Source organism: Amycolatopsis sp. NPDC043887, from assembly GCF_056435665.1.
In genome coordinates this window covers 459,334-486,034 of sequence record NZ_JBWKEB010000007.1, presented here as the reverse complement: position 1 = coordinate 486,034, position 26,701 = coordinate 459,334, and the positions used below count along the sequence as shown (strand labels likewise).

General features: G+C 69.4%; 29 protein-coding genes and 1 pseudogene. 14 read left to right on the top strand and 16 right to left on the bottom strand.

Features of this window, described 5'->3' with window-relative positions:
* Nucleotides 1-135 precede the first annotated feature (135 nt).
* The 5 genes from AC069H_RS21670 to AC069H_RS21650 form a co-directional block, all read right to left on the bottom strand.
* Nucleotides 136-777 (bottom strand): response regulator transcription factor, encoded by a 642-nt coding sequence (locus AC069H_RS21670; RefSeq protein WP_478226147.1) that lies wholly within the window; start codon nucleotides 775-777, stop codon nucleotides 136-138.
* 10 nt (nucleotides 778-787) lie between these two features.
* Nucleotides 788-2,026 carry an amidase gene (locus tag AC069H_RS21665; RefSeq protein ID WP_478233607.1) on the bottom strand — a complete coding sequence of 413 codons (1,239 nt, stop codon included), beginning with the start codon at nucleotides 2,024-2,026 and terminating at the stop codon, nucleotides 788-790.
* Nucleotides 2,023-2,283 (bottom strand): hypothetical protein, encoded by a 261-nt coding sequence (locus tag AC069H_RS21660; RefSeq protein WP_478233606.1) that lies wholly within the window; start codon nucleotides 2,281-2,283, stop codon nucleotides 2,023-2,025. The genes AC069H_RS21665 and AC069H_RS21660 overlap by 4 nt, the downstream gene beginning before the upstream one ends.
* 8 nt (nucleotides 2,284-2,291) lie before the next feature.
* The gene (locus AC069H_RS21655) at nucleotides 2,292-2,807 is read right to left on the bottom strand and encodes a flavin reductase (protein ID WP_340681689.1); all 516 of its coding nucleotides are present in this window, start codon (nucleotides 2,805-2,807) and stop codon (nucleotides 2,292-2,294) included.
* Nucleotides 2,808-2,877: 70 nt separating this feature from the next.
* A complete protein-coding gene (locus tag AC069H_RS21650; RefSeq protein ID WP_478226144.1) occupies nucleotides 2,878-4,365 on the bottom strand; it encodes a PAS domain-containing sensor histidine kinase in 1,488 nt (495 codons plus the stop codon).
* A 158-nt stretch (nucleotides 4,366-4,523) separates the two neighbouring features.
* On the opposite strand from AC069H_RS21650, the gene AC069H_RS21645 reads away from it, so the two are divergent.
* The 9 genes and pseudogenes from AC069H_RS21645 (at nucleotide 4,524) to AC069H_RS21605 (ending at nucleotide 11,351) form a co-directional block, all read left to right on the top strand.
* Nucleotides 4,524-5,663 carry an acyl-CoA dehydrogenase family protein gene (locus AC069H_RS21645; protein ID WP_478233605.1) on the top strand — a complete coding sequence of 380 codons (1,140 nt, stop codon included), beginning with the start codon at nucleotides 4,524-4,526 and terminating at the stop codon, nucleotides 5,661-5,663.
* A 38-nt stretch (nucleotides 5,664-5,701) separates the two neighbouring features.
* On the top strand, nucleotides 5,702-6,073 hold the full coding sequence (locus AC069H_RS21640) for a hypothetical protein (protein ID WP_478226142.1): 372 nt from the start codon (nucleotides 5,702-5,704) through the stop codon (nucleotides 6,071-6,073).
* Between the two features lie 5 nt (nucleotides 6,074-6,078).
* The gene (locus tag AC069H_RS21635) at nucleotides 6,079-7,386 is read left to right on the top strand and encodes an aromatic ring-hydroxylating oxygenase subunit alpha (protein WP_478233604.1); all 1,308 of its coding nucleotides are present in this window, start codon (nucleotides 6,079-6,081) and stop codon (nucleotides 7,384-7,386) included.
* Nucleotides 7,379-7,873, top strand: a complete 495-nt coding sequence (locus tag AC069H_RS21630; protein ID WP_478233603.1) for an aromatic-ring-hydroxylating dioxygenase subunit beta — start codon at nucleotides 7,379-7,381, stop codon at nucleotides 7,871-7,873. The genes AC069H_RS21635 and AC069H_RS21630 overlap by 8 nt, the downstream gene beginning before the upstream one ends.
* Nucleotides 7,870-8,520: an SDR family NAD(P)-dependent oxidoreductase gene (locus tag AC069H_RS21625; RefSeq protein ID WP_478233602.1), complete on the top strand. Its 651-nt coding sequence runs from the start codon at nucleotides 7,870-7,872 to the stop codon at nucleotides 8,518-8,520. Before AC069H_RS21630 ends, AC069H_RS21625 begins: the two co-directional genes overlap by 4 nt.
* 113 nt (nucleotides 8,521-8,633) lie before the next feature.
* Nucleotides 8,634-9,587: a PDR/VanB family oxidoreductase gene (locus AC069H_RS21620; protein WP_478233601.1), complete on the top strand. Its 954-nt coding sequence runs from the start codon at nucleotides 8,634-8,636 to the stop codon at nucleotides 9,585-9,587.
* Between the two features lie 51 nt (nucleotides 9,588-9,638).
* A complete protein-coding gene (locus AC069H_RS21615; protein ID WP_478233600.1) occupies nucleotides 9,639-9,848 on the top strand; it encodes a hypothetical protein in 210 nt (69 codons plus the stop codon).
* Nucleotides 9,776-9,973: pseudogene (locus tag AC069H_RS21610) on the top strand (EamA family transporter); the annotation flags it as partial. The gene AC069H_RS21615 and the pseudogene AC069H_RS21610, both read left to right, overlap by 73 nt.
* Before the next feature lie 148 nt (nucleotides 9,974-10,121).
* Nucleotides 10,122-11,351, top strand: coding sequence for a cytochrome P450 family protein (locus AC069H_RS21605; RefSeq protein ID WP_478226137.1), 1,230 nt, complete (start codon nucleotides 10,122-10,124; stop codon nucleotides 11,349-11,351).
* Nucleotides 11,352-11,357: 6 nt separating this feature from the next.
* Here the strand turns inward: AC069H_RS21605 and AC069H_RS21600 are convergent, their stop codons facing one another.
* Together AC069H_RS21600 and AC069H_RS21595 are read right to left on the bottom strand one after the other, a co-directional pair.
* Nucleotides 11,358-12,863 (bottom strand): FAD-dependent oxidoreductase, encoded by a 1,506-nt coding sequence (locus AC069H_RS21600; RefSeq protein WP_478233599.1) that lies wholly within the window; start codon nucleotides 12,861-12,863, stop codon nucleotides 11,358-11,360.
* A 1-nt stretch (nucleotide 12,864) separates the two neighbouring features.
* Nucleotides 12,865-13,782: an AurF N-oxygenase family protein gene (locus tag AC069H_RS21595; protein WP_125676900.1), complete on the bottom strand. Its 918-nt coding sequence runs from the start codon at nucleotides 13,780-13,782 to the stop codon at nucleotides 12,865-12,867.
* 121 nt (nucleotides 13,783-13,903) lie between these two features.
* Between AC069H_RS21595 and AC069H_RS21590 the strand changes: the two genes are divergently transcribed.
* Together AC069H_RS21590 and AC069H_RS21585 are read left to right on the top strand one after the other, a co-directional pair.
* On the top strand, nucleotides 13,904-14,218 hold the full coding sequence (locus tag AC069H_RS21590) for an alpha/beta fold hydrolase (protein ID WP_478233598.1): 315 nt from the start codon (nucleotides 13,904-13,906) through the stop codon (nucleotides 14,216-14,218).
* Between the two features lie 99 nt (nucleotides 14,219-14,317).
* The gene (locus AC069H_RS21585; protein ID WP_478233597.1) at nucleotides 14,318-14,767 is read left to right on the top strand and encodes a hypothetical protein; all 450 of its coding nucleotides are present in this window, start codon (nucleotides 14,318-14,320) and stop codon (nucleotides 14,765-14,767) included.
* Here AC069H_RS21585 and AC069H_RS21580 read toward each other — a convergent pair.
* Nucleotides 14,751-15,077 (bottom strand): putative quinol monooxygenase, encoded by a 327-nt coding sequence (locus AC069H_RS21580; protein ID WP_478226133.1) that lies wholly within the window; start codon nucleotides 15,075-15,077, stop codon nucleotides 14,751-14,753. The genes AC069H_RS21585 and AC069H_RS21580 overlap by 17 nt on opposite strands.
* 73 nt (nucleotides 15,078-15,150) lie before the next feature.
* Here AC069H_RS21580 and AC069H_RS21575 point away from each other — a divergent pair, with 73 nt between their 5' ends.
* Both AC069H_RS21575 and AC069H_RS21570 read left to right on the top strand, forming a co-directional pair.
* A complete protein-coding gene (locus AC069H_RS21575) occupies nucleotides 15,151-16,350 on the top strand; it encodes a sensor histidine kinase (protein WP_478226132.1) in 1,200 nt (399 codons plus the stop codon).
* Entirely contained in the window at nucleotides 16,338-16,985 is a 648-nt protein-coding gene (locus tag AC069H_RS21570) for a response regulator (protein WP_478226131.1), read from the top strand. The genes AC069H_RS21575 and AC069H_RS21570 overlap by 13 nt, the downstream gene beginning before the upstream one ends.
* A gap of 144 nt (nucleotides 16,986-17,129) precedes the next feature.
* Here AC069H_RS21570 and AC069H_RS21565 read toward each other — a convergent pair whose 3' ends face one another.
* On the bottom strand, nucleotides 17,130-17,600 hold the full coding sequence (locus AC069H_RS21565) for a VOC family protein (protein ID WP_478233596.1): 471 nt from the start codon (nucleotides 17,598-17,600) through the stop codon (nucleotides 17,130-17,132).
* Nucleotides 17,601-17,698: 98 nt separating this feature from the next.
* On the opposite strand from AC069H_RS21565, the gene AC069H_RS21560 reads away from it, so the two are divergent.
* Nucleotides 17,699-17,893, top strand: a complete 195-nt coding sequence (locus tag AC069H_RS21560) for a hypothetical protein (RefSeq protein WP_340681675.1) — start codon at nucleotides 17,699-17,701, stop codon at nucleotides 17,891-17,893.
* Here the strand turns inward: AC069H_RS21560 and AC069H_RS21555 are convergent.
* The 7 genes from AC069H_RS21555 to AC069H_RS21525 form a co-directional block, all read right to left on the bottom strand.
* Nucleotides 17,862-18,776 (bottom strand): serine hydrolase, encoded by a 915-nt coding sequence (locus AC069H_RS21555; protein WP_478233595.1) that lies wholly within the window; start codon nucleotides 18,774-18,776, stop codon nucleotides 17,862-17,864. The two genes, AC069H_RS21560 and AC069H_RS21555, sit on opposite strands and share 32 nt — an antisense overlap.
* 60 nt (nucleotides 18,777-18,836) lie before the next feature.
* Nucleotides 18,837-20,105 (bottom strand): MFS transporter, encoded by a 1,269-nt coding sequence (locus AC069H_RS21550; protein WP_478226128.1) that lies wholly within the window; start codon nucleotides 20,103-20,105, stop codon nucleotides 18,837-18,839.
* A gap of 141 nt (nucleotides 20,106-20,246) precedes the next feature.
* Nucleotides 20,247-21,917: a PucR family transcriptional regulator gene (locus tag AC069H_RS21545; protein WP_478233594.1), complete on the bottom strand. Its 1,671-nt coding sequence runs from the start codon at nucleotides 21,915-21,917 to the stop codon at nucleotides 20,247-20,249.
* A 76-nt stretch (nucleotides 21,918-21,993) separates the two neighbouring features.
* Nucleotides 21,994-23,100: an o-succinylbenzoate synthase gene (menC, locus tag AC069H_RS21540; protein ID WP_478233593.1), complete on the bottom strand. Its 1,107-nt coding sequence runs from the start codon at nucleotides 23,098-23,100 to the stop codon at nucleotides 21,994-21,996.
* The gene (locus AC069H_RS21535; RefSeq protein WP_478233592.1) at nucleotides 23,097-23,981 is read right to left on the bottom strand and encodes a GNAT family N-acetyltransferase; all 885 of its coding nucleotides are present in this window, start codon (nucleotides 23,979-23,981) and stop codon (nucleotides 23,097-23,099) included. The genes menC and AC069H_RS21535 overlap by 4 nt, the downstream gene beginning before the upstream one ends.
* Before the next feature lie 31 nt (nucleotides 23,982-24,012).
* Entirely contained in the window at nucleotides 24,013-25,155 is a 1,143-nt protein-coding gene (locus tag AC069H_RS21530; RefSeq protein ID WP_478226124.1) for a M20 family metallopeptidase, read from the bottom strand.
* Entirely contained in the window at nucleotides 25,152-26,627 is a 1,476-nt protein-coding gene (locus tag AC069H_RS21525) for an amidohydrolase family protein (RefSeq protein WP_478233591.1), read from the bottom strand. Before AC069H_RS21525 ends, AC069H_RS21530 begins: the two co-directional genes overlap by 4 nt.
* Nucleotides 26,628-26,701: the final 74 nt, after the last annotated feature.

The window sequence follows — 26,701 nt, the reverse complement described above, 5'->3', positions numbered from 1 at the left end:
TCACCACACAAGCCCTGGTCACCACGCCGACAGGCCGGTCAGTGTCCGTGAGGTCCTGAAACATCAACTGTCCGACATGTCCTGAACTCAGACAGCTGTTAGAACCGTCCTTACCACTCACGAGACCACCTGCACCTACACCGTGACCTGGTGCTGCAGGACGTCCCGCACCAGAGTGCCGAGGCTGTCCGACTCGGTCTTGGCCTTGATCCGGGCCCGGTGCACATCGACGGTCTTCACGCTGGTGCCCAGCCGGCGCGCGATCAGCTGGCTGGGCAGGCCGTCGATCACCAGCCGAAGCACCTCCCGCTCGCGCGGGGTCAGGGTCGCGATCCGCTCGGCGACGGCTTTGCGGCAGGCGGCCGCCGAGAACCGTTCCGCCGCGACCACCAGCTGCGCCTGGACGACCTCCAGCATCCGCTGCGGTTCGTACGGTTTCTCGAGGAAGTCGACGGCGCCCAGCCGGAGCGCCCGTACCGACATCGGGATGTCGCCGTGCGCGGAGCAGAAGATCACCGGCGCAGGGAATTCGCGCGCGACGAGCTTCTCCTGCAGCTGCAGACCGCTGAGCCCCGGCATCCGGACATCGATGATCAGCACGCTCGGCTCGTCGGGGTCGAACTCCTCCAGGAACGTCGGCCCGTCCGGGTAGACGAGCGTCTGGATGCCGACGCTCTCCAGCAGGAACACCAGGGATTGGCGGATGGCCTCGTCGTCGTCGACGATGTAGACCACCGGCGACGTCTCGCCGCCGGATGCGGAATCGGTGGTGACCATGGAGAGCTCCTTACCATGAATCCCCGGCGAGCACCCGCTCCGCCCAGCAGGCGTGCCCGAGCAGTTCGGCTTCCCCGCCGCGACGCCCGACGAGCTGAAGGCCGAGCGGCAGACCCGCCGCGTCGGTGAACCCGGGCAGCGCGACCACGGGCAGGCCGAGCGCCTGCCAGCCCCGGCTCAGCACGGGATTTCCCGTCACCTCCAGTCCGCGCGGCGCCGCGCCGGGCGCGGCCGGGCCGAGCACGACGTCGTAGGAGCCGAACACCTCCGCGAGCCGGACCGCACCGTCGGCGATGGTCGCGCGTGCGCCTTCGTACTCGTCGGACGAAGTCGCGGCGCCGGTCCGGAGCAGCTGCGCCAAGGGAGCGCTCAACCGCTCGGCCACGGCGAGCTCGGTGGCCCTTTCACGGGCCGCCTCGTAGGCCATCACCACCGGATGCGCATCGGTGAGGTCGGCCATCAGCCGTTCGTCGAGGAAAGCCGAGACGGTCGCCCCTGCCTCCCGCAGGCGCCGCGCCGCTTGTGTCACGGCGTGCCGCATCGGCGATTCGACGACGTCGAGCGCGTCCGCGGACCACACCAGGATCCGCGGCGGCCTCGACTCCCGGGCGGGATCGGCGTCGCCGGTCAGCGCGGACCATGCGATCGCGAGGTCGGAGACCGTGGCCGCGAAGACGCCGTGGCTGTCCAGGCTGGGGCTCAGCCCCGTCACCCCGGTGACCGGATACCGGCCATGGCTCATGACCAGCGACGCGACCCCGCAGTACGACGCCGGACGGGTGACCGATCCGGCGGTCTGCGAGCCCAGCGCCAGCGGAACCTGCCCGGACGCGACTGCGGCGGCCGATCCGCTCGACGAGCCGCCCGGGGTACGACCGGGAGCCGCGGGATTGCGGGTCGGGCCGGGAGCGAAGAACGCGAACTCGGTGGTGACCGTTTTCCCGAGCGGCACGGCGCCGGCCGTTCGCCACGCGGTCACGATCGCCGCGTCCGAGGTCGCCGGAGCGGCCGCCGCGCGCAACGCCGAACCGCAGCGGGTGGGCACGCCCGCCAGATCGATGATGTCCTTGACCCCGAGCGGCCCACCCACGCCCGGAAGGAAGGCCGTCCGTTCGACCCAGGCGTGCAGATCCGCTTCCGTCTCGGCGATCCGGGCCAATGCCCGCTTCGACGCCGCTTCCGGAGTGGTCCGTCCCTGCCGTAGATCCCGGGCGAGTTCCCGCAGCGGCCACGGGCGCGCGAGCCTCACTGCTCCTCCCACGCGGCATCCGCTTCCCAATAGTCGACCCCGCCGGCGCTCACCCCGTGCCGCCACTCCGAAGTACGCCTCAGCAGGGGCTCGACCCGCGCGGTCACCTCGTCGGCGGCGTCGGGACCGTCGGCAGGGACCTGCCAGTGGACCCAGTCCAGCTCACGGCCCTCGGCGTCGTGCACGAACAGGTCCACATGGCGCCAGCCGTATCCGTGGTTGTCGTTGTAACACATCAAAATGGTGCGCTCGCTCATCCGGCTCCTCACGCGTTCGCGCCGGTCGGCGCGATCCGGTGGAATTCGCGCCGGAAGTAGGCGAGACCCCCGGCGTCCTCGTTGACGAAGACGTCCTCGACCTCGACGAAGAGCACGGTGTGCGTGCCCTGGGTGAACTCGGCGCCGACCCCGCCGATGAGGACGGCGGCCGCGTCGCGGACGACGGGGATGCGGAACCGGTCGTGATCCCAGACCTCGAACCGGAACCGGTCGAGCATCGGCACGTCCGTCGCACCGGCGAACTGCAGGGCGAGGTCCTTGTGCTGGGGCGCCAGGACGTTGATGGCCATCCGCCCGTTCGTCCGGAAGATGTCGTGCGTGTAGCTCGACTGGTTGACGCAGACCAGCAGGGTCGGCGGCGTGTCGGTGACCGAGCAGACCGCGCTCACCGTGATGCCGGCGCGGCCGCTGACGCCGTCGGTGGTGACGATGTTGACAGCCGTCGAAAGGTTCGCCATCGCCGCGCGGAACCGTCGCTGGGTCGTGGTCAGCTCATCGGGCATACCTCGACGCTAGAGCCGTTGCCGAAACCGGCGATATCCCGAGTTCCACCGCGCCGCCTGAGGATTTCCCTTACGTGTCCAGAGGCAGGGCGAACCCGAACCGGGAGCCCCCGCCTTCGCGCCGCTCGGCCCAGATGCTTCCGTGCTGCCGGGTGATGATGCGGTGGCTCAGCGCCAGCCCGATACCGCTGCCGCCGGGTTTGCTGGTGAACGACTCGGCGAAGGGGTCCCTGGCGATACCGCGGCCGTGATCGTCGACGGTGAGGACGCCGACGCCCTCCTTGGCGCGGGTGCCCACCGTGATCCGCCGCTGCACGGGTTCGCATTCGGTGGTCTCGTCGATCGCGTTGAGGCAGAGGTTCATCACCACCTGCCCGGTGAGGACCCGTTCGCACCGCACCGGCACCGGCGACGGATCGAGCCGGACCTGGACGTCCACGGCGTGCGGCGCGGCGCTCAGCTCGATGAAGTACAGGCACTCCCGGACGATCTCGTTCAGGTCGACCACCTGCTCGACCTGTTCCAGATGCCCGACGAAGGAGCGCAGTGAACCGACGATCTCCTTCGCCCGGTCGATCTGGCGGGCGACGCTGTCCAGGCCGTAGCCCATCTGCTCACGGACCTCACCACCGTCCGCCATCGTGGCGGCACGCGCCCGGATGCCCGCGATGAAGTTCGCGGCGGCGGCCAGCGGCTGGCCGAGTTCGTGCGCGATCGCCATCGCCATGTCCCCCATGGCGTTGTAGCGCGCCAGGTAGTTCTCGTGCCGCAGTTCCAGCTCTCGCCGCGCTTCGCCGCGCACCCGCTCGGAGACGTCGTGCAGGATCATCAGATACGCGTCGACCTCGGACTCCGACAGCCGTTCCAGGCTCCCTTCCAGCCAGGTCGCGTTCTCCCCCGGCAACTCCAGCTGCACCGGCCCGACCGGATCGGCGCCGGCCACCACCTCGGTCCAGCGCACCGGCCTGCCGCCCAGGTACAGCCGCGCGTACGCGGTCAGCGGCTCACCGGCCAGCCGGTCGTCGTCGCCGGTCAGGCCGAGGAAGGTCAGCGCGCTGTCCGTGGCGAACCGCACCGCTCCGGCGGCGTCGAGCATGAACGCCACGGTCGAGGTGTGCCGCGCCAGCGCGTCGACGTACGACGTCGTCAGCTTCAGCTCCCGTTCGACCTCCTCCGCGCGCTGGATGTCGCGGAACTGGACCATCACCGCGGGTCCCCGCTCCAGCTCGACCCGGATGGCCACCGCGTCCGTGGGGATCACGCGGCCGGACTTGCTCCGGTAGTGCCACACGATGCGGCTCGAACCGTGTTCCACCGCCGCCTGGAGCCACGCCCGTCCGATCACCCGGTCGTACTGCTGGGCGGAGCTGCTCATGTGGTTGGCCTTGAGCGGGCGCAGCTCCGAAAGGCTGAACTCGAGCATCTCGCACGCGGCGGGATTGGCCCACAGGATGTTCTTGGTCGCCGCGTCGTGGACGAGCACGCACACCTTCGAGGCGTTCATCATCGCCACGAAGTCGCCGGTGGCCAGCTCGGGCGCGATCGGATCGACCTGCACCGCCTCAGCATAGGAGTTCGCCGCCGGGCGGCCGGTAAGGATTTCCCCTACCCCTCTGCGTGGGAATCCCTCGCCGACGGCAGGCAATGACCAATGGCCACGCGCGGCGGTGATCCCTAGCGTCGGAGACATCTTCCCTACGACGCGAGGAGCGCCCGATGGCCCAGATCCAGGAGAGCCCGGCCGTGACACTCGACGATGTCCTGGCCGACCTCCTCGAGCGCCGTCAGGAGTTCCGGGACCAGAGGTACGTCTCCCGCGACTTCGTCGACCGGCTCAAGGCAGCAGGCGTCTACCGTTCCGCGACCCCCGAACGGTTCGGCGGCAGGCCCCTGCCCCCGGCCGAATTCCTCCGGATCGTGGAGCGGATCTCCGTCGTCGACGGATCCACCGGCTGGGTGGCCAGCTTCGGTTCCGCGCTGGTCTATCTCGCGGCGCTGCCCGTCGAGACGCAGGCCGAGCTGTACGCCGACGGTCCGGATGTGTGCTTCGCCGGCGGCCTCTTCCCTGTGCAGCGGGCCGAACCCACCGCCTCCGGCTTCCTGGTCGACGGTCGCTGGAAGTTCGCGAGCGGCTGCATGGGCGCCGACGTCCTGGGCGTCGGGATCCCCGGAGACGACACGACCGCCGGAAAGCCGCGCACCGCGCTGCTGCGGCCCGAGCAGGTCGAGATCATCCAGGAGTGGGACGTCGTCGGGATGAAGGGCACCGGTTCCTTCGACCTGGTCGTCGACAAGGTCGAGGTCCCGCGCGAATGGACGTTCATCCGCGGCGGTGAACCCACCATCGACGAGCCGCTGTACCGCTACCCCACCCTCGCCTACGCCTCCCAGGTCCTGGCGGTCGTCGGCGCGGGTGTCGCCCGCGCGGCGATCGACTTCGCGACCGAGGTCGGCAGTGGCCGTTCGGGCGTCACGGGCGCGCCGAAACTCGCCGACCGCGCCTACTACCGGACGGGCCTGGCCGAAGCCGAGGCGACGATGCGTTCGGCGCGGGCGTACTTCTACGAGGTCACCGACGAAGCGTGGCAGACCGTGCTGGACGGCGATCCCGTGGCGCCGCACCAGAACGCCCATCTCCGGCTGGCCTCGACCCATCTCGCGAAGACCGCCGCCGAGACCGTCAACCGGGTCATCGGCCTGTCCGGGACCGGCGCCATCGCCAACGACCACCCGCTGCAATGGCTGCTCGGCGACGCCCTCGTCCCCCAGCAGCACGCCTTCCTGGGGCCGGCCATGTACGACGCCGCGGGTGCCGTGCTGATGGGCCATCCGCCCACCGTTCCCGGCTTCCAGTGACCCACCACCGACCGCTGACGAGGAGTTGGACCACCACCATGAGCGATACCCCGCTGCGCGTGCTGTTCTGCATCGGTATCAACCAGAACTTCTTCGACCTGCCCGAAGGCGGCGTCGCCGCCAGCGACGTGTGGACCGCCTTCGTCGCGCTGATGGACGGCATCAAGGGCCTGCCCGGCGTGGACTTCATCGGCGACATCGACGACGACTCGCATATGGTCGGCCCGTCCGACGGCTGGCCGTGGACCTGTTACCTGCTCTGCGACGTCGACACACAGGAGACCGTCAAGAAGGCGTGCGACTTCCTGCGCACCACACCGGTCGGCGACAGTCCGTGGAAGCTGTGGAAGTACGCCAAGATCGAAGCGCGCATCGGCCGCGCTCTCACTCCGCGCGAATACCGGGGCTGATCGCGATGGCCATCGAAAGCACAGCATTCACCGCCGCCACCGTGTACGACCTGCCGCCCGCGGACCTCGTCCTCGGCGACCGGGTCGCCGGCCGGACGTACACCGACCCGGCGATCTTCGACCAGGAGATGACGAAGATCTTCGAGCGGGCCTGGATCTGGGTCGCGCACGAATCGGAGCTGCCCAAGGCGGGCAGCTTCAAATCGACCCACGTCGGACGGCATCCGGTCATCGTGACCAAGGACCGCAAGGGCGAGATCCGCACGCTCGTGAACCGCTGCCGCCACCGGGGCGCGTCACTCTGCGAGAAGAAGACCGGTCACGCCAACGGATTCACCTGTCCGTACCATGCCTGGTCCTACGGCCTGGACGGCAAACTGCGCGGCATCCCGTACCCCGACGGGTACGAGGGCGTCATGGACAAGGCCGATCTCGGGCTGAAGACCCTGCGTACCGAGTCCTACGGCGGGATGATCTTCGCGACCTTGAACGCCGACGCCGAGCCGTTGGCCGACTTCCTCGGCGACGTCAAACCGTGGATCGACCGCTTCATGGCGCAGGGTGGCGGCTATCCGGTGAAGGTGCTCGGCACCCATCGGTTCACCTACCGCGGCAACTGGAAGATCCAGCTGGAGAACACCACCGACGGGTACCACTTCCCCATCGTGCACCGCTCCTGGATGGCCTCGGTCGACGCGGAAACCGCCGAGATGATGTCATTCATGACCGACCCGACGGCGGTCACCCACGATCTCGGCAACGGCCACTCGGTGATGCAGATGGTTCCCGAACACTCCGATCTCGACGCCGACGACGGCAGCGAGCCGCTCCAGCCGCGGTTCGACGGCCTGGTCGCCCAGCTCGAAGCCGCCGGAGCGGACGAAGCCGAGATCCGGAGGCTCGTCCGTGCCGTGCACGGCACGGGGTTCAACCTCAACCTGTTCCCGAACGTGTCGATGTCGATCTCGTTCTTCCGGGTGCTGCGGCCGATCAGTGTCGACGAGACCGTCATCGAACACGTCGCCCTCGGCAGCGACGGCCCGGCCGAGATCGTCGGGCCCGTCAACCGGGAGCGGCTGCGCGCCCACGAGCATTTCCAAGGTCCGTTCGGGTTCGGCACTCCGGACGACTCCGAGGGCTGGGACCGGGTGCAGCGCGGTGCCCAGGGCGCACCCGAGCTGCCGATCATGGTCAACCGCGGTCTGGGTCGCGAGAAGCCCTCCGCCGAGGGCTGGCCGACCAGCCACGTCACCGACGAGACCGGAATGCGGGCGGCGTACGCCCAATGGAAGCGGATGATGAGCGATGACTGAGACCCTCACCGATCCGCGGGTGGTCCGCGCGATCGAGCTGGCCTGGCGCGAGGCCGCGCTGCTGGACGCCAAGGAATACGAGGCCTGGCAACGGCTTTACGCCGAAGACGGGATGTACATCATCCCGATCGAGCGCGACGCCGAGGACTTCGACGACGTCCTCAACATGGTCCACGACGACGCCCGGATGCGCGGGTTGCGCGTGCGGCGGATGACCGAGGGCTACGCGATCGCCGCGGTGGACTCGGCGATCACCGTGCGGACCGTCTCTCGCTTCATCCCCACGGACGTCGACGACCGGTCGGTCACGCTCAAGGCCGCCCAGATCGTCGTGGCGTACAAACGCGGCCGTCACGACCTCTGGGCCGCGGACGTCGACTACGTCGTCCGCCTCGGCGCCGGTGGCGACGCGGATCGCTTCGCCCGCAAGGTCGTCCGGCTGGTCGACGCCGACGAAGCCGTTCCCGCCGCGGGATTCCTGCTGTGAGCGGCACCGCGCCGGTCGCCGTGATCACCGGCGGGGCGGCCGGGCTCGGCGAGCGGATCGCGCGACGCCTGCACAACGGCGGCCATCGGGTGGCGATCGCCGACCTCGACGAAGCGGCCGCGAAACGCCTCGCGACCGAACTGGACCGGAGCGGGGCGCACGCTCAGAGCTATCGCGTCGACGTCGCCAGCCGTCCCGACATCGATCAGCTGCTCGCGTCGGTGCTCGGGGACTTCGGCGGGGTCCAGGTACTGGTGAACAACGCCGCCCGCACGCAGGCCCGGCCGTTGCTGGAGATCACGCCGCAGGAGCTCGACGAGGTGATGGCGGTGAACTTCAACGGCACCTTCCACGCCTGCCAGCTGTTCGGCGCGCACATGGCCGAAGCCGGGTACGGCCGGATCGTCAACATGGCCTCCCTCGCGGGGCAGAACGGCGGCACCGCGACCGGCGGGCACTACGCGTCCTCCAAGGGCGCGATCCTGTCGGCGACCAAGGTGTTCGCCCGCGAGCTCGCCGCCAGGGGCGTCACCGTCAACGCGGTCTCCCCCGGACCGCAGGACAGCCCCATGGTCCACCGGATCGTCGGCGAAGAGAACCTCGAACGGCTGAAGGCCGGATCCCGGTGGGGCGGCTGGGCAGCATGACGTTCATCGCCGAAATGGTGGCGTTGCTCGCCTCCCCCGAAGCCGCCTCCGTCACCGGCGCCTGCTGGGACGCGAACGGCGGCCTGTTCATGCGCTGACCAGGAGGCACCCAGATGACGAACGTCCTCTTCCGCGTCGTCGAAATCACCGAAGAAACGCCGGAAATCCGTACCCTGCGGCTGGTCCGGCAGGACGCCGAGCCACTGCGGGTCCGGTACCGGGCGGGGGCGCACGTCGACGTGATCGGCCCGACGGGAGTGCTGCGGCAGTATTCGCTGTGCGGCGCCCCGGACGACCCGCGTTCGATCCTGATCGCCGTCAAACGGGAGCCGAATTCGCGGGGCGGATCCGCGGCGATGCATGAGGTTTCGGTCGGCGATCACCTGAAGATCAGCGAGCCGCGCAATCTGCTGAAGGTCGCCGAGGACGCCGACCGGCACGTCCTCGTGGCAGGCGGTATCGGAATCACTCCGCTGCTGTCGATGGCCTACGAGCTCTACAGCCGGGGCAGCGAATTCGAGCTGCACTATTTCGCCCGCTCCCGCGAAACCGCGGCGTTCGTGCAGCTGCTGGAAGAACGGGTGGAGTTCGCCGACCGGGTGCGGCCGCGTTTCGGCGTGCCCCGTGCCGAACAGCCCGCCGTCCTGCGGACGATCGCCGAGGACCTGACGCCGTCGGCCCACGTCTACACCTGTGGCCCGGACGGCTTCATGCGGCAGGTCGGCGACGTGCTCGGCCCGGTCGTCGGCGCGGACCACGTGCACGTCGAGCATTTCGAAGCCGCCGAGGTGGACACGTCGGCCGACCGCCCGCTCACCGTCGAACTCGACACCGGTGAGGAGTTCGAAGTACCGGCCGGGAAATCCATCCTGGCGGTCCTCGAGGACAACGGCGTCGAGGTCTTCAAATCCTGCGAGGAAGGCATTTGCGGCTCGTGCGTGTCCGGCGTGCTGGAGGGAACCCCGGACCATCGGGACAACTGCCTGACCGCCGCCGATCGCGAAGGCCAGATGGCGCTCTGCGTCTCACGAGCGCTCACCGACCGACTCGTCATCGAGCTGTACTGAGCGAAAACCAGTGTCCGGGCGGGCGGGCGGTCCTAAGGGGACACTGCACGCATGGCGACCGGGCTGAGCCTCCTCTCGTGGGTGCTGTTCGCGAGTTCCGGCCCGCTGGCCAAGGCGGTGATGGAGGCGGGCTGGTCCCCGGCCGCGGTGCCGCGGCCACGGGCGATGCGGTTCCGTCGCGCCGACCTGTGGCCGCTCGCGGGTTACGGTCTGCTCGGGTCCTCGGCGGCCTCCGGATCCCGGTGTGGCCGGCCCTGCTGACGCTGGCCGTGGCAGGCACCGCCCTGCCCTATCTGGCCGGGCTGTGGGCATTGCGCACGCTGCCTTCGGCGCCGGCGAGCGTGCTGTCTCTCGTGGAGCCGGTCGTCGCAGCCACGCTCGCCTGGCTCCTGCTCGGTCAGTCACTCGGCCCGGCGCGGCTCGCCGGAGCGGCCATCCTGCTCGTCGTCGCCAGCCCCGAATGGCGAATAGCCGGGCGACCACTCCGCTGGCACGCTGGATCCGGTCCGCTCCGCCGAGAAAGGGTGATCCCCGGTGACGCGTCCCCTGGTACTGGACCCGCACGGCCACGACATCCACGCCGAGAACGAGCGCCTGCGCGAGCGTGGCCCGATCACCCGGGTGGAGTTACCCGGCGGTGTGGTGGCGTGGTCGGTCACGGGTTACGAACTACTGCGCGACCTGCTCAGCGACCCGCGCGTGTCCAAAGACGCGCGTCAGCACTGGCCCGCGCTGGCCGACGTCAGCGCGGACTGGCCGTTGCTGGTGTGGGTCTCGGTGCGGAACATGTTCACCGCGTACGGCGCCGACCACAAAAGGCTGCGCTCGCTCGTGACGCAGGCTTTCACGGCACGCCGGATCGCGACGCTGGAACCCTGGATCACCCGGATCGTCGACGGCCTCCTGACCGGACTCGAAGCCCTGCCCGAGGGCGAACCTGTTGACCTGCGGGAGAATTTCGCCTATCCGGTGCCCATCGAAGTCATCTGCCACCTCTTCGGCGTACCGGACTCCGCGCGCGCCGGACTGCGCCACTCCGTCGACGTCTTCTTCCGGACCTCGGCGAGCCAGGAGGCCATGCTGGCCGCCTACCAGGACATCCACTCGATCTTCACCGAACTCGTCGCCGAGAAGCGGACGAACCCCGGCGAGGACCTCACCACCGCCCTCCTCGCAGCGCACACCCAGGACGACGGCGCCCGGCTGGACGAAACGGAACTCCTCGACACCCTGATCCTGTTCATTTCGGCGGGCCACGAAACCACCGTCAATCTCCTCGACCAGACCATCACCGCCCTGCTGACCCATCCCGGCCAACTCGCCATGCTCCGCGACGGCCGGGTCTCGTGGGCCGACGCGATCGAGGAAACGCTGCGCTGGCAAGCACCCGTGGCCAACCTGCCGTTGCGCTACGCCGTCGAGGACATCTCCGTCGCCGACGTCGTCATTCGGAAAGGCGACGCGATTCTGGCGGGTTACGCGGCCGCCGGACGCGACCCGGCGGTGCACGGGCACGACGCCGACGCGTTCGACGTCACCCGCGCCGACAAAGCGCATGTCGCGTTCGGCTACGGCGCGCATTACTGCATCGGCGCTCCACTGGCCCGGTTGGAGGCCGCGATCGCCCTTCCGGCCTTGTTCGCACGCTTCCCGGACATGACCCTCGCGACCACCCCCGACGCGATGCGGCACCTCGACTCGTTCATTTCCAACGGACATCGCGTACTGCCGGTCTTGCTGAACCGGCGGGTGTCGGCCTCGTAGCCTGGGTCAGCGCCGCCGGAACCGCGCCGCCAGCGCGGCCACCGGCGACCGCCGCGCCCGTACCGGCAGCCTGCCGGACGTGATGTCCTCCAGCAGCGTCGCGACGGTCTCCCGCGCACAAGTCCGGTTCGCGCCGATTCCGCCCGAGGGGCCGCGTTTGATCCAGCCGACCACGTAGGCGCCGCTGAGTCCGTCGACGCGGCCGGCGGTGTTCGGGATCGTGCCGCGGGCGTCGTCGAACGGAAGACCCGGCACCGGCACACCTCGATAGCCGACAGCGCGCACGACCTGACCCGCCGCGATTTCGACCCGCTCGTCCCGGCCCGTGACGCGAAGGCCCCGCACCTGCGTGTCGCCGATGATCGCGATGGGCGCTGAGTGGAAGCGCAGGACGATCCGGCGTCCGTCCGAGGTCGGCGGCGCCGTCCAGTCGACGGTCTCGCGGCCGAGTTCACGCAGCAGCGCCGCTTTGCCGTTGCCGGCGTCGATCGCGGCCGTGGTGCGCGGGTCCGCGTCGTCGACGACGAGCGGCACGCCGTCGCGCCCCGCCAGCGCGAGCAGCTCCGGCGAGGTGTAGGCCGCGTCCTCGGGCCCGCGCCGGGCGAGCAGCACGACTTCCCGGATCTTGCTGGTACGCAAGCGTTCCAGCGCGTGCGGGGCGATCGTGGTCCCGGCGAGGTCGTCGGGGTCGGCGGTCAGGATCCGGGCGACGTCGAGCGCGACGTTGCCGGTGCCGACCAGCACGACCCGTTCCGCGGACAGGTCCACCGCGTTCGCCGGCACGTCCGGATGACCGTTGTACCAGGCGACGACGGTGGTCGCGGCGATGCTGCCGGGCAGTTCCTCGCCATCGAGGCCGAGACCGCGCGCGGAAGAGGCACCGACCGCGTAGACGACCGCGTCGTGGCGCTCGGCCAGCTCGTCCACGGACACATCGGGGCCGACCTCGGTGCCCAGGCGCATCCGCAGCCGCGGGTGCTCGTGAAGGCGCGAGAACGTGTCGCCGATCCGCTTCGTGGCGGGATGGTCCGGAGCGACGCCGTAACGGACGAGCCCGCCCGCGACCGGCAGCCGGTCGATCAGGGTGACCCGCGCGTTCGTGTGGAGGAGCAGGTCCTCCACGGCGTACATACCGGCCGGGCCGGTGCCGACGACGGCGATGTCGGGTGGCGCGAAATCGCTGGGGATGGCCCGGTCGAACGTCGGCGGGGCCCACTGGTGGAAGTTCGGCGCGGGATCCGCCGAGGGGACGGCCTCACGGTCGGCGTAGAAGGCCGCGTTGATTCCCGCGTAGACCTTCAGCGATCCGGTCAGCAGATCCGCCGGGAAGATCGCGTCCACCGGGCAGGCGTCCGCGCAGGCCCCGCAGTCGATGCACGAGGCCGGATCGACGTAGAGCATCTCGGTGGTGCCGAAGTCGGGCTCGTCCGGCGTCGGGTGGATGCAGTTGACCGGGCAGACCGACACGCAGGTGGCGTCGTTGCAGCAGGTCTGGGTGATCGCGAAGGCCATGTCAGATCAGGTTCGCCCGCTTGTAGAACACCAGCGCGGGGCGGGTGAGCAGACCGCAGGAGCCGAGGAACTCCATCAGGCCGGCGCAGCTCGACCGCATCATCGCCTTGTGGTGCTCATTGGCCTTCGCCTCGCGCAAGGCGCGCTTGGTGTCGAGCCCCGCGTTCTTGTAGACGTCGCGGTTGATCATGCTGCTGACGATGAAGTACGACGCGATGGCGATGACCAGCGCGTTGATCCGGCGGCGCACGAAACCCGCGCCCTCCAGCTGCTCCCGCGTCTCCTCACGGGCGAACTTCATGTGGCGGGACTCTTCGACCACATGGATGTTGTTGATGGTGCGCACGAACGGGACCACGCGCTCGTCGCGCATCCAGTCGCGCTGCATCACGTCGAGGACCTCTTCGGCGACGAGAATGGCCGCGTACGCCGCTTCGCCGGTGGCCGTCGCCTTGAAGATCCGGCCGAGTTCGACGGCGAGCTTGCGCGGACGGTACGGCGGCGCGCCGAGCTTCTCCGCGCCGCGGGCGAACATGATCGAGTGACGGCATTCGTCGGCGATCTCGGTGAGCGCCCACTGGAACGCCGGGTCGGTCGGGTCCTTGGCGTAGAAGTCGCGGAGCACCATCTGCTGCAGGATCATCTCGAACCAGATGCCGGTGCTCGCGACCGAAGCGGCTTCCTGGCGCGTGAGCTCCTTCTGCTGCTCCGTGCTCATCTCGGCCCAGTAGCTCGTGCCGTAGAGAGTGCTCCACTCCGGGCTGGCGCCGTGGAAGTCCTTGTCCAGCGGCGTCTCCCAGTCCACCTCGGTGGCGGGGTCGTAGGACAGCATCGCGGACGAATCGAGGAGCCGCTGCGCGGTCTCGTGGCGGCCTGCCCCGGCCGTTGCCGCGGTGCGTGGCACATCGGTGCTGGTCATACGGACCTCCCTGACGACGTCGACAGAGTGTGCGGCTACCTGTTACCGCGATTCACTGTTACTCAAGGTAACATATAGCCGAGCGGCCCCGCCAGACCACCGAAGAATGGGAGATCCGCCCATGACCGCGCCCCGCCGTATCGACTCCTTCGACCACGACGGACTCACCTTCGACGTACGCGACACCGGACCGCTCGACGGCCCGGTCGTCGTCCTGCTGCACGGCTTCCCGCAGACCGGCGCCTCCTGGACGGAGACCGCCACCCTGCTCCACCAGCGGGGATACCGCACGATCGTGCCCGACCAGCGCGGCTACTCACCCCGCGCGCGCCCACGCGGCCGCTTCGCTTACCGGTCGAGCCGTCTCGTGGCCGACACGGTCGCGCTCATCGACGCCGTCGGAGCCGGGCCGGTGCACCTGACCGGACACGACTGAGGCGCCGTTGCCGCCTGGTCGACGGCGGCCCGGTGGCCGGATCTGGTCAGGTCGCTGACCACCGTGTCGGTCCCCCATCCCGGGGCGTTCCTCCGAGCGATGCTCACCAGCGACCAGCTCATCCGTTCGTACTACATGTTCCTGTTCCAAATCCCCTGGCTGCCCGAATTCGCCATCCAGCGCCGGCCACGCGTGCTGGAACGCACGCTGGCGGGCACCGGGATGACACCGGCGCAGATCGACCAGGTCCGGAGGGACATCGTGCTCGGCGGAGCCCTCACCGGCGGACTGAACTGGTACCGCGCGATGCCGCTGCACCACCCGGCGGCCCTGCGTGCCCGCGTCACCGTGCCGACCACGCACGTATGGAGCGACGGCGACACGGCCCTGTCCCGGCGCAGTGCCGAACTCGCCGGCCAGTACGTCGACGCCGGCTATCGGCTCGAAATCCTGACCGGCGTCAGCCACTGGGTGCCCGAAGAAGCCGCGGCGACGCTGGCCGCCATCATCGACCGCACCGCCACGGAGGCGGCTAGTCGACCGGCGTGACCTCGGCCATCTCCGACCAGGCGTCGCCGTCGAGGTTCTGGTAGTTGATCCGGGGCTTCTCCGCGACAACGGTCGACATGAACGGGAAGAAGTCCTGGGCGTGCTGGGTCGCGACGTGCGCGTCACCGGCGGCGCTGTCGGCGAACACCTCGACGAGGACGAATTCGTTCTCGTCACCGGCGTTCTGGTAGTAGTCGAACGAGATGTTGCCGGGTTCGTCACGCACCTGCCGCGTGTACCGGTCGATACCCGCCAGCCACTCGGTTCGTTTCTCGGGACGGATCCGTGCTTTGAGGACGATCAAGATCATGCCCCGAGTATCGCAAAGGATTTCACACGCCACGGGCTGAGAGCCGCGAGCGGCGGGATGGGAGACTGTCCGGGTGATCACCCGGCTCCGGTCCTGTTGGTCCGCGATCCGGTACCTGGCGGTCGGCGCGGCCTCCTCGATGGTCGCCTGGTTCGTCCTCGTCGGCATGCTGTTCGTGCTGCTGATGTGCCCGTTCGGCGTCGGGATCCCGGCGTTGCCCGTCGCGCTCCGGCTGATCCGCCGTCCGGTCGACTTCGAACGACGGCGGGCCGCCCGCCTGCTGGGCGAGCCGATCCCCGAGCCGTACCGGTCCGGGAACCCGGTGACCGACCCGGCGTCACGACGGGACCTCGGCTGGCTCGTCTTCCACGGCGCCAGCGGTTTCGTCATCGGCATCTTCGCCATCGCCCTGCCGCTCGGCGGGCTCCGGCAGATCGTCACCGCGTTCATCTGGCCGACGGTGCCCGGCGGGGTGGAAAGCTCGCTCGGGTTCGTGGTCACGTCGTGGCCCCTGGCGGCACTCAGCGCGATCACCGGGGTCGGCATGGTCGCGCTGATCTTCCTGTTCCCCCGTGTGGCCCGATGGCAGGCCACCGTCGCGCGCAGGCTGCTCGCGCCGGCGGCCGGAGTCGTGCTGACCGACCGCGTCGTCGAACTGGCCGCGTCGCGTGCCGCCGCGCTGGAGGCGCACGGCGCCGAACTCCGTCGTCTCGAACGGGACCTGCACGACGGGACGCAGGCGAGGATCGCCGCGGTGGTCCTGCAGCTGGGGATCGCCGATTCGCTTTTCGACAAGGATCCGCGACGCGCCCGGGAGTTGCTCGGCAAGGCGCAGGACACCGCGACCGGCGCGCTGGCCGAACTCCGGACCGTCGTGCGCAGCATCCACCCGCCGTTGCTGACCGACCGCGGCCTCGACGGCGCCGTCACCGCGCTGGCCGATCGCTGCCCGGTCCCGTGCACCGTGGACGTGCGCAGCAGCAGCCGCCGTCCCGCAGCCGTCGAAGCGGCCGCCTACTTCGTGGTCGCCGAGACGCTGGCCAACATCACCAAACATTCCGGTGCCGAACACGCCTGGATCACCCTCGACGGTACCGCAGACACCCTGCTCATCGAGATCCGCGACGACGGCCACGGCGGCGCCGACGAAGCAGCGGGCAGCGGTCTGTCCGGGATCCGCAAACGGGCAGAGGCGTTCGACGGGACCTTGAAACTGTCCAGCCCCGCCGGTGGGCCGACCGTACTGAAAGTGGAGTTGCCATGCGGGTCGTGATCGTCGAGGACGACGCGCTGCTGCGCGAAGGCCTGGTGATGCTGCTGAACACCTCGGGCATCGACGTCGCCGCGGCGGTGGACGACGTGGACGAGTTCCTCGAACTGGTCACCAAGGACCGGCCCGACGCGGTCATCACCGACGTCCGGCTGCCGCCGACCCACACGGACGAAGGGCTCCGCGCCGCCGTCAAAGCGCGGAAGATGTATCCCGGACTGCCCGTGCTCGTGCTGTCCGCGCACGTCGAAACCGGCTACGCGGCGGAACTCCTAGCCGACGGCAAGGGCGCCGTCGGGTATCTGCTCAAGGAGCGGGTCGGGAAGGTCGAGAAGTTCCTCGACGCGCTGGACCGGGTCGTCAAGGGCGGGACGGCCATGGACCCCGAGGTCATCACCCAGCTGATGGCGCACCGCCGGGCGACCGACCCGCTCGACGGGCTGACCGCGCGGGAGCGCGAGGTGCTCGGGCTGATGGCGGAGGGCTACAACAACACGACCATCGCCGAACTGCTCGTGGTGAGCGACGGCGCGGTGCACAAGCACATCCGGAACATCTTCGCGAAACTCGGGTTGCCGGAGGACAGCGGGCACCGGCGAGTCCTGGCGGTGCTGGCCTACCTGGGCGGCAAGGGCTGAGGACAGCCCGGCCCGATTTGGATACGTTGCGTGGCTTCGGCGCCCGGATGAGGGTTCGTGGCCCAAGCGCATGTCCTGAAGGGGCCCTTCAGGACATACGGGCTTTCCAAGCTGGACTGGGGTGCGCCAACGCGATGTGGACACTCAGTTTTCGGTCCCGCCGTTCTGCCTTGCTTCACTCAGCTCTTCCGCCAGTCCGACGACGATGCCCTCGGGACCGCGGACGTAGCAGAGCAGATAGCTGTTCTCGTACCGCTCCAGCCCACCCACGAGTTCCGCGCCGTGGGCACGCAAGCGGGCGATGACGTCTTCTATGTCGTCGACCGCGAACATGACACGGCGGATGCCCAGCGTGTTCGCCGGCGCGTCCTTCGGTTCGGGGCTGATGGCCTTCGGCCGGTGGAACTTCGCCAGCTCGATCCGTCCGGGACCGTCCGGGATCCGCAGCATGGCGACGTCCTGGCGGACGTCTTCGAGCCCGATGACCCGTTCAGCCCCCGGCCACTCGAGTGGCCCCCTGCCCTCCAGTTCCATTCCGAGTTCGACGAAGAACGCGATCACCGCGTCAAGGTCTTCGACGACGATGAGGACGTTGTCCATCCGCTGGATCGCCACTCTGACACTCCTTTGTTCGGCGGGGTAGCGCCAGCACCACCTCGCGACGGGGGCCACTCCCCTGGTCGCCCGCGCTCCCCGACCGTAGCGTCTTTCTCATGAACGATACCGAAAAGTCCGGCGGCGCACTGGTCACCGCTTCCCTCTGGCTCGTCCTCCTCGTCAGCGCGGCCACCAACGCGATCGGCCAGTTCGCGGGGCTGGACTGGACCCTCCGCATGATCGCCGGCGCCGTCGCGGTCGTATGCATCGTGCTGCTGATCATTCGCCACCTGGCTCGGCGCAAAGCCTGAGCCATTCCACGGCCCGCGCCGCGGCGAACCCGATGAACGCGTCCCGCTCCGGCACGCGTGACCGCGCGTCGACGGCGTCGGTGAAAACCCCCACCGCGTAACGGCCGCCATCCGGATATTCGACGACGCCGACCTCGTTGCGCACCGACGGAAGTGTCCCGGTCTTCCCGCTGACGCGGATTCCGTCGTCCGGGAACCCGGACCGGAGCCGATGCGGCCACACCTGCAGTTCCATCCAGCGCCGGACGTCCGCGCACGCGGACGGCGACGCGGCCTCGTCACGCCAGATCATCCCGAGCAACCGGGTGATCTCTTCGGCCGTCGTGGCACAAGTGTGCTCGGGCTGGAGCGCGCGCAACGCGGCGATCCGCTCCATCGGGAGTTCGGTCAGCAGCCTTTCGTCGTCCTCGTAGGAGATCCCGAGGTCCTCGCCGATACTGCCGAGCACCTCCCCGCAGTCCTGTGACACGGTGGTGTGCTCGAAACCGAGGCCACGCAAGGTTTTCTCCGTCGATTCCTGCCCGACGCGGTCGAGGATCAGGTCAGTGGCGACGTTGTCGCTGATCCCGATCATCAGGATCGCGAGGTCGTACCAGGACATCGAGATCTCGTGCCGGAAGGTGGCGAGGCCGTACGGGCTGGGCGTCGGGTGTCCAGGTGGGACGGTGACCCGCTCGGCGAGGTCGAGGTCGCCCTCGGCGCCCTGCTTCGCCAGTTCCAGCGCGATCGGGACCTTGAAGACCGACGCCGTGACGACGGGAGCGTGCTCGTCGACGCCGATCCGCCGGGTGCCGTCGATTTCGGCCGCGTGCAACCGGACCCGGACGCCGGCCTCCTTCGCTCGTTCGGTGATCGTTTCGATGACTTCGGACGCTGTGCGCATGGGACTCCTGTCTGCTTGAGGCTCGTGAGTGGTAAGGACGGTTAGAACCGTCCTTACCACTCACGAGCCGGTGCCGGATTCCGCCGGTGCGAAAGAGAACTGCGCCGGGTTCTGCGGCACCCAGAACGCCATCACGGCGGTGAGGAAGGTGGTGCCGATGAGGAAACCGAACGCGGCGGTGTAGGAGAAGGTGTCGGCGAGCCACCCCATCGCCACCGGGGCGACGGCACCCGCCACCTGGCCGCCGAAGTTCATCACTCCCATACCGATCCCGGTGACCGCGGTGGGGAGTACCCGCAGCGGAAGGCCGAAGACCGCCATCGTCGCCATGCCGAAGACAGCGAGGGCGAGCGTCTCGTAGAGCGTGAACTCCGCCGTGCTGTCCGCGTTCACCATCAACGTCAGCAGCACCACGGTCACCAGCGCGATCGAGCCGAGGTACCAGCGGCCGTGATCGTGGAAGTACCGGTCGAACAGCCAGCCGCCGAGAATGGTCGTGCCGATGCTGACCAGCATCGGGATCGCGGCCAGAATCCCGGTCTGGCTCAACGACAGCCCCCTGGACTCCAGCAGATAGCTGGGCACCCAGGTGATCATCCCGTAGTTGAGCATGTTGGTGACGCAGAACAGCAGGGTGAACTTCCAGATCACCGGGGATTTCAGCACCTGTTTGCGGGATACCTCAGGGGTTTTCACCACGTCGCGCGGAAGGCTGCTCAGCCTTTCGGGCAGTGCCTTGGGCAGGATCGTCCAGACGGCCACCCCGATGAGCGCGCCGATCCCGGCCATCCAGAAGAACGTGTGCCGCCAGCCGACCGCCATCAGCAGCGGGCCGACGATCAGCGGCGCCAGGCCGGCGCCGATGCCGCCCGCGGACAGCATCACACCGGTCACCGTCGCGCGATTGCCGGGGGTGGTCCGTTCGGCGATCGCCTTGAACGAGGCCGCCGGGAAAAGTCCTTGGCACACACCGAAAAGGCCGCGGACGACGAGCAGCATGCCGAAGGTGCCCGCCATCCCGGTCATCGCGGTGAACGCCGACCAGAGCAGCAGCGTGACCAGCATCGGCCCCCGCGAGCCGTACCGGTCGGCGAGGAAGCCCGCCGGAATCTGGCAGACCATGTACACCAGCGCGAACACGGTGACGAGCCAGCCCTGTTCGGTCTTGCTGAGCTCGAATTCGGCGCCGATCATCGGCAGCGCCATCCCGATCGAGAACCGGTCGATGTAGTCGACCGCCCACGCGAACACCATCACCACCATCGTGATGAGCGCGGTCCGGTTGATCCGCCGTGCTGTCCAGGTGTCCTCATTGACCACTGCCGTCATGGCGCCTCCGCGGGATCTTCGGAAGAGAAGGGAGAACGGCGCGAGCGTGGCGCCGGTCACTCATTCTGAAACGCGGTAGCCGAGCGGAGTTCGTGCGATCACACGAACATCGGCCGTCGTTTCGGGCCGGAATACCGAAGGTCAGTCTTCAGTGCCGGGCGGCCCGGTCCGCGCGTCGCGGGGAAGCAGCCGCAATTGCAGCATCGCGGCGAACCGCTCCCCCGCGTCGTCGAGGTCGATCTCGCCGACTTCGGCGAGGCGCCGCAGCCGGTAGCGGAAGGTGTTCGGATGGACGTAGGCCGACGCGGACGCGGCTCCGATGTCACCGAAAGCGTCGAGCCAGCACCGAAGGGTGTGCACCAGTTGTGATTGGTGCTGAGCGTCGTAGGCGAGCAACCGCGCGACCGGTCCCGTCGCGACGTCTCCCCTGGCCGCGGCGAGGTCGGCCAGCTCCAGCATGAGCGCGTCGACGTGAACGTCTTCGGCGGTCGCGACGCGTTTGGCGCCGCCGTTGGTGAGCAGCACGCGCAACGCCCGGTCCGCACCGTCGCGGGAGGCGTGGAGACCGGACGCGTCGAGCGCGAGCGGCCCGATGCCGATCGCGGCCGCCGCCCGGCGTCCCGTGCGCTCCAGAAAGGTCGACGCGACCCGAACCGAACGCTCCTGGCAGTCGGCCTGACCACCGGGCATCGGGAGGATGCCGTACGCGACGTCGCCGACCAGCGCGACGGCCGAACGAGGCTGGACGGCGCTCAGGTGCATGGACAGCGCGTCGGCCACCCGCTGGCGGTCCGCGACCAGCCGGAGATCGTCCTCCGGGTCCGGTGCGCCGAGCAGACCCATGGCGAGCACGATCGACGGCTGGCCGAGCAACCCGAGCCGGGCGATGGCCTCCGGCGCGCCGGCCCCTCCTTCGAGTGCCGTGCTCACCAGATCCGCGCGCAGCCGCCGTTCGACGTCCGCGCCCGCACGCAACCGGAGCAGGTGCAACGCGACGAGTTTGGCGGCGTCGATCAACGCCTGCGTGCGCTCCCCGCTGAGCGGTTCCCGGACCGCGGCCCAGATCGATCCGAGTACCTCGTCGCCGGCGCGGACGGCGAGCGCCACGCGAGGCAGCGCGATGGCACTGTCGTCGTACCGCTGCGGATCGACGTACACGGGCACCTGGTCTCGGTACAGCTTCTCGAAGACACCGTCCTGTTCGAGGCCGCGGGCGAACCGCTCCGGCACCTGCCTGCCGAGGATCGTTTCCACCCGGGACGGGTCCGCTTCGTCCTGGCGTCCGGAGAACGCGAGGATCCGGTTGTTGCGATCCTCGATGGTCACCGGCGCGTCGATGAGCGCGGCGATCGCGTTGGCCAGCGCGAACAGATCACCCGAAGGCATTCCACCGAGGGTCTGCGGCGAGACCTCGCCGACGTCCTCTTCGGCGAGCAACGTCCTGAGCATGGCGGCGAGCTGCGCCCAGGACGCGCCTCGCGCGAGCCCCAGCAGGGCGACCCCGGAAGACTCCGCGGCTCGCCGGAGTTCCGGCGCCGGGGTGACGGGAGACCGGACGACGAGCGCCGCCGCGCCTCTCGCACCCACGTCGCGCAAGAGGCGGACGACCTCGTCCTGGTCCCGCACCCCGACGCCGAGCACGACGGCACCGCCAGGGATGTCGGATTCGTCGTGCGGATCGTGGATGACCACCCCGCCGAGCTGCTTGCGGGTGGTCCGGCCGACCGCGACCGGCTCCAGGAGCACGTCCCCGAGGTCTTCGAGGACGCGTCCCAAGCTCGTATGCGGCTTGCTGGGCACCGGTGTCAGCACCCCCCGAAGTTAAACCCGGCGTCGTCGAACCGACCGGTTCGATCCGACCAAATCTAACCCCGGAATTCGTAGAACGCTACGAACCGATCCACGCTTTCTCAGTGGTGACCTCGTCCAGCAGGCCGGGAATCGGAGTCACGCCGAGCCCCGGTCCGGTCGGTACCGGCAGGTGCCCGCCGTCCAGCACGAACGGCTCGGTGATGTCGGTGCGGTAGAACCGGCCGGACGCCGAGGTGTCGCCCGGCAGCGTGAAGCCGGGCAGCGAGGCCAGGGCGACGTTGGCCGCGCGGCCCAGCCCGGTCTCGATCATCCCGCCGCACCACACCGCGACCCCGTGCGCCGCGCAGACGTCGTGCACCCGGCGGGCTTCGAGGTAGCCGCCGACCCGGCCCGGTTTGATGTTGACGATCTGGCAGGCGCCGAGCTTGATCGCGTCCGCGGCGGCCTTGGCCGAGACGATCGACTCGTCGAGGCAGATCGGCGTCCGGATGCGTTTCGCCAGTTCGGCATGGCCGAGCACGTCCTCTTCTTCGAGCGGCTGCTCGATCAGCAGCAGGCCGAACGGGTCGAGCCGGGCCAGCAAGGGCGCGTCGTCCAGCGTGTACGCGGTGTTCGCGTCGACCTGCAGCAGCACGTCATCACCGAAGCGCTCACGGACTCGGCGGACCGGCTCGACGTCCCAGCCGGGTTCGATCTTCAGCTTGATCCGGACGTAGCCCTCGTCGAGGTAACCACCGACGACGTCGAGCAGGTGCGGGATCGAGTCCATGATCCCGACCGAGACGCCGCAGGCCACGGAGTCGCGAGTGGACCCCAGCTCGGCCGCGAAGGACCGGTCGTGCGCGCGGAGTTCGGCGTCGAGGACCGCCATCTCCAGCGCGCCCTTCGCCATCCGGTGCCCCTTGAACTTCGCCAGCAACGGCGTCACCTTGTGCGCGGTCACGTCCTCGGCCGCCAGCAGGGCGGGGATCAGATGGTTCCGCAGCACGTGCTCGGCGGCGTCGTTGTACTCCGACGAGTAGAGCGGCGCCTCCATCGCGACGCATTCGCCCCAGCCCTCGCCAGCCGGGGTCACCGCGCGGACGAGCAGCAGTTCCCGCTCGGACTGCGTCCCGAACGACGTCCGGAACGGGGCCACGAGCGGCATCCGGACCCGGCGCAGTTCCACACCGCTGAGTTTCATGACTGCTCCTTGGAGATCACGTACCAGCCGGCACGATCGAAACCGGCGACATGGGCGTTGTCCGCCATCAGTCCGCCGAGGACTTCGCGCAGGGCGACACGCCACGCGTCGCCGCGACCGGGATCGGTGCGGCGCAACCGTTCGATGTCGGGCGGGACCGCGACGAGCACGGTCGGCGTGTCCGAGGATCCGATGCTCGGACCGCCGTCGGGACCGACCGAGAGCGCCCTCGCCGCGCCCAGCGCTTCCGCGTCGATGAGGACCGGTTCGCCGAAGGCGGCGGCGCGGACCTCCGGGCTCCGGAGATCCCAGCCGACCATCAGCCGGTCGGTGTCGCCCGAACCGTTGATGTCGTCCTCCATCGGACCGTAGAAGTCGGGCAGGTAACCGATCGGGCGCGCGCCGAGCTTGCACAGGTTGAAATAGGCGTTGCGCCGCACCAAGGGGTCGAACGTCCAGGTGATCACCGAGACGTCCTGGAGCAGTGCCCACCCGCGCTGGTGCAGTTTGAGCGCGTGCCCGATCCCGCGGCCGGCGCCCGCCTTGGCGACACCGGCGATGTGACTGTGCAGGCTCGCCTTTCCCGGACTCCCGAAGAAGCCGAAACAGGCACCCAGCAGTTCACCGTTCTCGAAAGCGCCCGCGACGTAGTTACCGGCCGTGGACATCGCGCGGAGCAGTTCCGTGCTCACCGGTCTGCCGCTCGGCCCGGACCGCCAGATCGACTCGAACAGGCCGACCACGGCGGCCAGCTCGGCGATTTCGGTCAGTTCGCGGATTTCGACGCCCGAAGCCACGGCCGCGGCCCGCGCGGCGGCGACAGCCTCGTCGCGTACCGCCACCGACGCCGGGCTTTCCGCGTTCGCAGCAAGATTTGTCACGGGGCAATCCTTTCCCGGCACCTCGGCCGAGTCACCGTCGTGCCGTACCAGATTCGCCCGCGGGATTCGTCGCACCGGACGGACCCCGCTTCGCGAGTACGTTTTCCACGAGCGCGGCCAGCAGAGCGGTACGGCGCGGCAGTTCCGCGACGAGGACGTGTTCGTGATCCGCGTGCGCCCCGCCACCGACGGCGCCAAGGCCGTCCAGCGTCGGAACGCCCATCCCAGCGGTGTAGTTGCCGTCCGAAGCACCGCCGACCGACGCGGAGATCAGTTCTCCGAGCCCGAGTTCCCCTGCCAGATCCTGAGCCAGCGCGAACAATCCCGCCGACGAACCCGCTTCGAGCGGCGGCCGGTTGATCCCGCCGGTCACGCGGACCTCGGCACCGTCCAGGACCGGGCGGAGCTCCCGGATCGCCCGGTCGACACGGAGTTGTTCGGCCTCGTTCCAGACACGGACGTCCACGGCCACCCGCGCGGCGGCCGGTACGGTGTTGACCGTCGTTCCCGCCGAGACGACGGTGGGCGTCACGCTCGTGCCCGCCTGTGCATCGGCGAGCGCGGCCACCGCGAGGATCTGGTGGGAGATCTCGATTCCCGCGTTGACACCCTTCTCCGGTTCGAGCCCGGCGTGGGAGGCGCGACCGGTCACGTCCACCCGGTAGTGGGAAACGCCTTTGCGGCGGCATTTCAGTGCGCCGCCGTCGGCCGAAGCCTCCAGCACGAACGCGGCGTCGCACTGCGCCGCGGTCTCCTCGATCAGCGCGCGGGAGGACGGCGAGCCGATCTCCTCGTCGCCGGTGACCAGAATGGACAGTCCGTCGCGGTCGGGCACGGTCGCGGCGGCGTGCAACGCCATCACGACCCCCGCCTTCATGTCGAAGCAACCGGGTCCGCGCAACACTCCGTCCCGCACGGAGAACGGATGGGTCTCCAGTGAACCGTGCGGCCATACCGTGTCGTGGTGACCGAGCAGCAGGACACGAGGCGGTCCGGCGCCGAAGCTCCAGCGGAGATGGGTGACGCCGTCGACGACGATCTTCTCCGGTTCCACGCCGAGCAGTCTCCGGCCGACTCCGGCCACCACTTCGGCGCTGCGGGCGACCGCTTCGTGATCCGACGACGGCGACTCGCAGCGCACCAGCGTTTCGATGTCGGCGAGCAGGTCGCTCATCGCGGCTCACCCCGCAGCGGCTTGCCGGGGAACGCGTCCGTGCGCAGATTCCCGTCGGTGACGACCGGGACTCCCGAGACGAACAGGTGCCGGACCCCGACGGAGGGCCGAGTCGAGTCGAAATAGGTCGCCGCGTCGGTGATCGCGTGCGGGTCGATCACGACGATGTCCGCGTCGGCACCGGCGTTCAGCCGCCCCTTCGCCAGGGCCCCTGGGGCGACCTCGTCGAGCACCCGGGCCGGCAGGTAGGAGCAGCGCCGGAACGCCTCCAGCCAGGTCCAGGCCTTGCTCTCACGCACCATCAAGCGCAACGTCTTGGCGTAGGTCCCGGCCGTGCGCGGATGGGTCGCGCCGCCAGGAGGAAGCGGCCATTCGGTGCTCTCGCTGGTGCCGTTCTTCCAGTACACGGGCAACGCGTCGCTGGCGACGATGGCGTCCGGGAACGCGAGCGCCTGGCGCAGCAGACCGAGGTCGCGCGGGCTGCTTTCGTCGAGGAACTCCAGGATGCACGGCGCGCCGGGATCCTCCGCGCGCACCTGGAGCAGGCGGCCTTCGTCGGCGATGCGCTCACCCGACTCCAGCATGATCACGCTGGACGGGGACAGCCCCTTCATCTTCAGGCGCTCGGGCGAAAGGAAGGCGGCGCCGATCCCCGTGCTGCCCGCCCCGTACGGATAGGCCTCGACGGTCACCCGCGACCCGGCCGCCCGTCCCGCTTCGAGCGCCGCGAGCACCCGCTCGATCTGGTGGCCGGACGTGCTGTTCACGTGACAGTGGTGCATCGCGGCACCGGTCTCGGCCGCGACGATCGCGATCTCGGCCGAACCGTCGATCGGCGTCTCCGGGTTCACCTCGACCAGTTCACGGACATGGGTGTACGTCGGCGCCCCGGCCTCCTTCGCCAGCCGGGCCAGCGCGAGGAACTCGCCGGGGTCGGTGTCGGGCGCGTAGCCGAGCAGCACGCCGACACCGAGCGCGCCCGCGGCCAGCTCACCGTCCACAAGGGACAGCCAGGCCGCCAGTTCCTTCGGTGACGAAGACCGTTGCCAGGCCGGGTTCCCGAGCACCGCCAGCCCGCTGTCGATATTCGCGTCCGGCTCGATCCCGGCGAGCACCTGCGCTCGCGCGGCACCCCAGGAGGCGGAAAAACCGTAGTGCAGCGGACGGCCCGCGGCGGCCGCCTCGGCGTAGGCCCGCTCGATCGGCATCAACCCGGCCTCGAGGTCGAGCGCGGTCGTCACGCCGTCCATCGCCTGGAGCCGCTGGCCCGCGATGGTGTGCACGTGGCTGTGCAAGTCGATGAAGCCCGGTCCGACGACGAGCCCGGAGACGTCGATCTCCACGTCGCCCGGCTCCGCGGTCAATCCCTCCCCGACGGCGGTGACCACGCCGTCGGATACCAGCACGTCGGCCGTGCCGTCGAACCCCGTCGCCGGATCGATGACACGACCGCCACGCAAGAGTGTCCGCATGCTTCGCCTCCTAGGATCGCCTCGTTCATGGCGACCCTAGGAGGTTTCGGCGGGCGTCCGTTCGTACCGCGCGA

Coding starts and splice junctions, on each gene's coding strand:
- AC069H_RS21670 (WP_478226147.1), bottom strand. CDS start 777: ATGGTCACCACCGATTCCGCATCCGGCGGCGAGACGTCGCCGGTGGTC.
- AC069H_RS21660 (WP_478233606.1), bottom strand. CDS start 2,283: ATGAGCGAGCGCACCATTTTGATGTGTTACAACGACAACCACGGATAC.
- AC069H_RS21655 (WP_340681689.1), bottom strand. CDS start 2,807: ATGCCCGATGAGCTGACCACGACCCAGCGACGGTTCCGCGCGGCGATG.
- AC069H_RS21645 (WP_478233605.1), top strand. CDS start 4,524: ATGGCCCAGATCCAGGAGAGCCCGGCCGTGACACTCGACGATGTCCTG.
- AC069H_RS21640 (WP_478226142.1), top strand. CDS start 5,702: ATGAGCGATACCCCGCTGCGCGTGCTGTTCTGCATCGGTATCAACCAG.
- AC069H_RS21635 (WP_478233604.1), top strand. CDS start 6,079: ATGGCCATCGAAAGCACAGCATTCACCGCCGCCACCGTGTACGACCTG.
- AC069H_RS21630 (WP_478233603.1), top strand. CDS start 7,379: ATGACTGAGACCCTCACCGATCCGCGGGTGGTCCGCGCGATCGAGCTG.
- AC069H_RS21620 (WP_478233601.1), top strand. CDS start 8,634: ATGACGAACGTCCTCTTCCGCGTCGTCGAAATCACCGAAGAAACGCCG.
- AC069H_RS21615 (WP_478233600.1), top strand. CDS start 9,639: ATGGCGACCGGGCTGAGCCTCCTCTCGTGGGTGCTGTTCGCGAGTTCC.
- AC069H_RS21600 (WP_478233599.1), bottom strand. CDS start 12,863: ATGGCCTTCGCGATCACCCAGACCTGCTGCAACGACGCCACCTGCGTG.
- AC069H_RS21595 (WP_125676900.1), bottom strand. CDS start 13,782: ATGACCAGCACCGATGTGCCACGCACCGCGGCAACGGCCGGGGCAGGC.
- AC069H_RS21590 (WP_478233598.1), top strand. CDS start 13,904: ATGACCGCGCCCCGCCGTATCGACTCCTTCGACCACGACGGACTCACC.
- AC069H_RS21585 (WP_478233597.1), top strand. CDS start 14,318: ATGCTCACCAGCGACCAGCTCATCCGTTCGTACTACATGTTCCTGTTC.
- AC069H_RS21580 (WP_478226133.1), bottom strand. CDS start 15,077: ATGATCTTGATCGTCCTCAAAGCACGGATCCGTCCCGAGAAACGAACC.
- AC069H_RS21570 (WP_478226131.1), top strand. CDS start 16,338: ATGCGGGTCGTGATCGTCGAGGACGACGCGCTGCTGCGCGAAGGCCTG.
- AC069H_RS21560 (WP_340681675.1), top strand. CDS start 17,699: ATGAACGATACCGAAAAGTCCGGCGGCGCACTGGTCACCGCTTCCCTC.
- AC069H_RS21555 (WP_478233595.1), bottom strand. CDS start 18,776: ATGCGCACAGCGTCCGAAGTCATCGAAACGATCACCGAACGAGCGAAG.
- AC069H_RS21550 (WP_478226128.1), bottom strand. CDS start 20,105: ATGACGGCAGTGGTCAATGAGGACACCTGGACAGCACGGCGGATCAAC.
- menC (WP_478233593.1), bottom strand. CDS start 23,100: ATGAAACTCAGCGGTGTGGAACTGCGCCGGGTCCGGATGCCGCTCGTG.
- AC069H_RS21530 (WP_478226124.1), bottom strand. CDS start 25,155: ATGAGCGACCTGCTCGCCGACATCGAAACGCTGGTGCGCTGCGAGTCG.
- AC069H_RS21525 (WP_478233591.1), bottom strand. CDS start 26,627: ATGCGGACACTCTTGCGTGGCGGTCGTGTCATCGATCCGGCGACGGGG.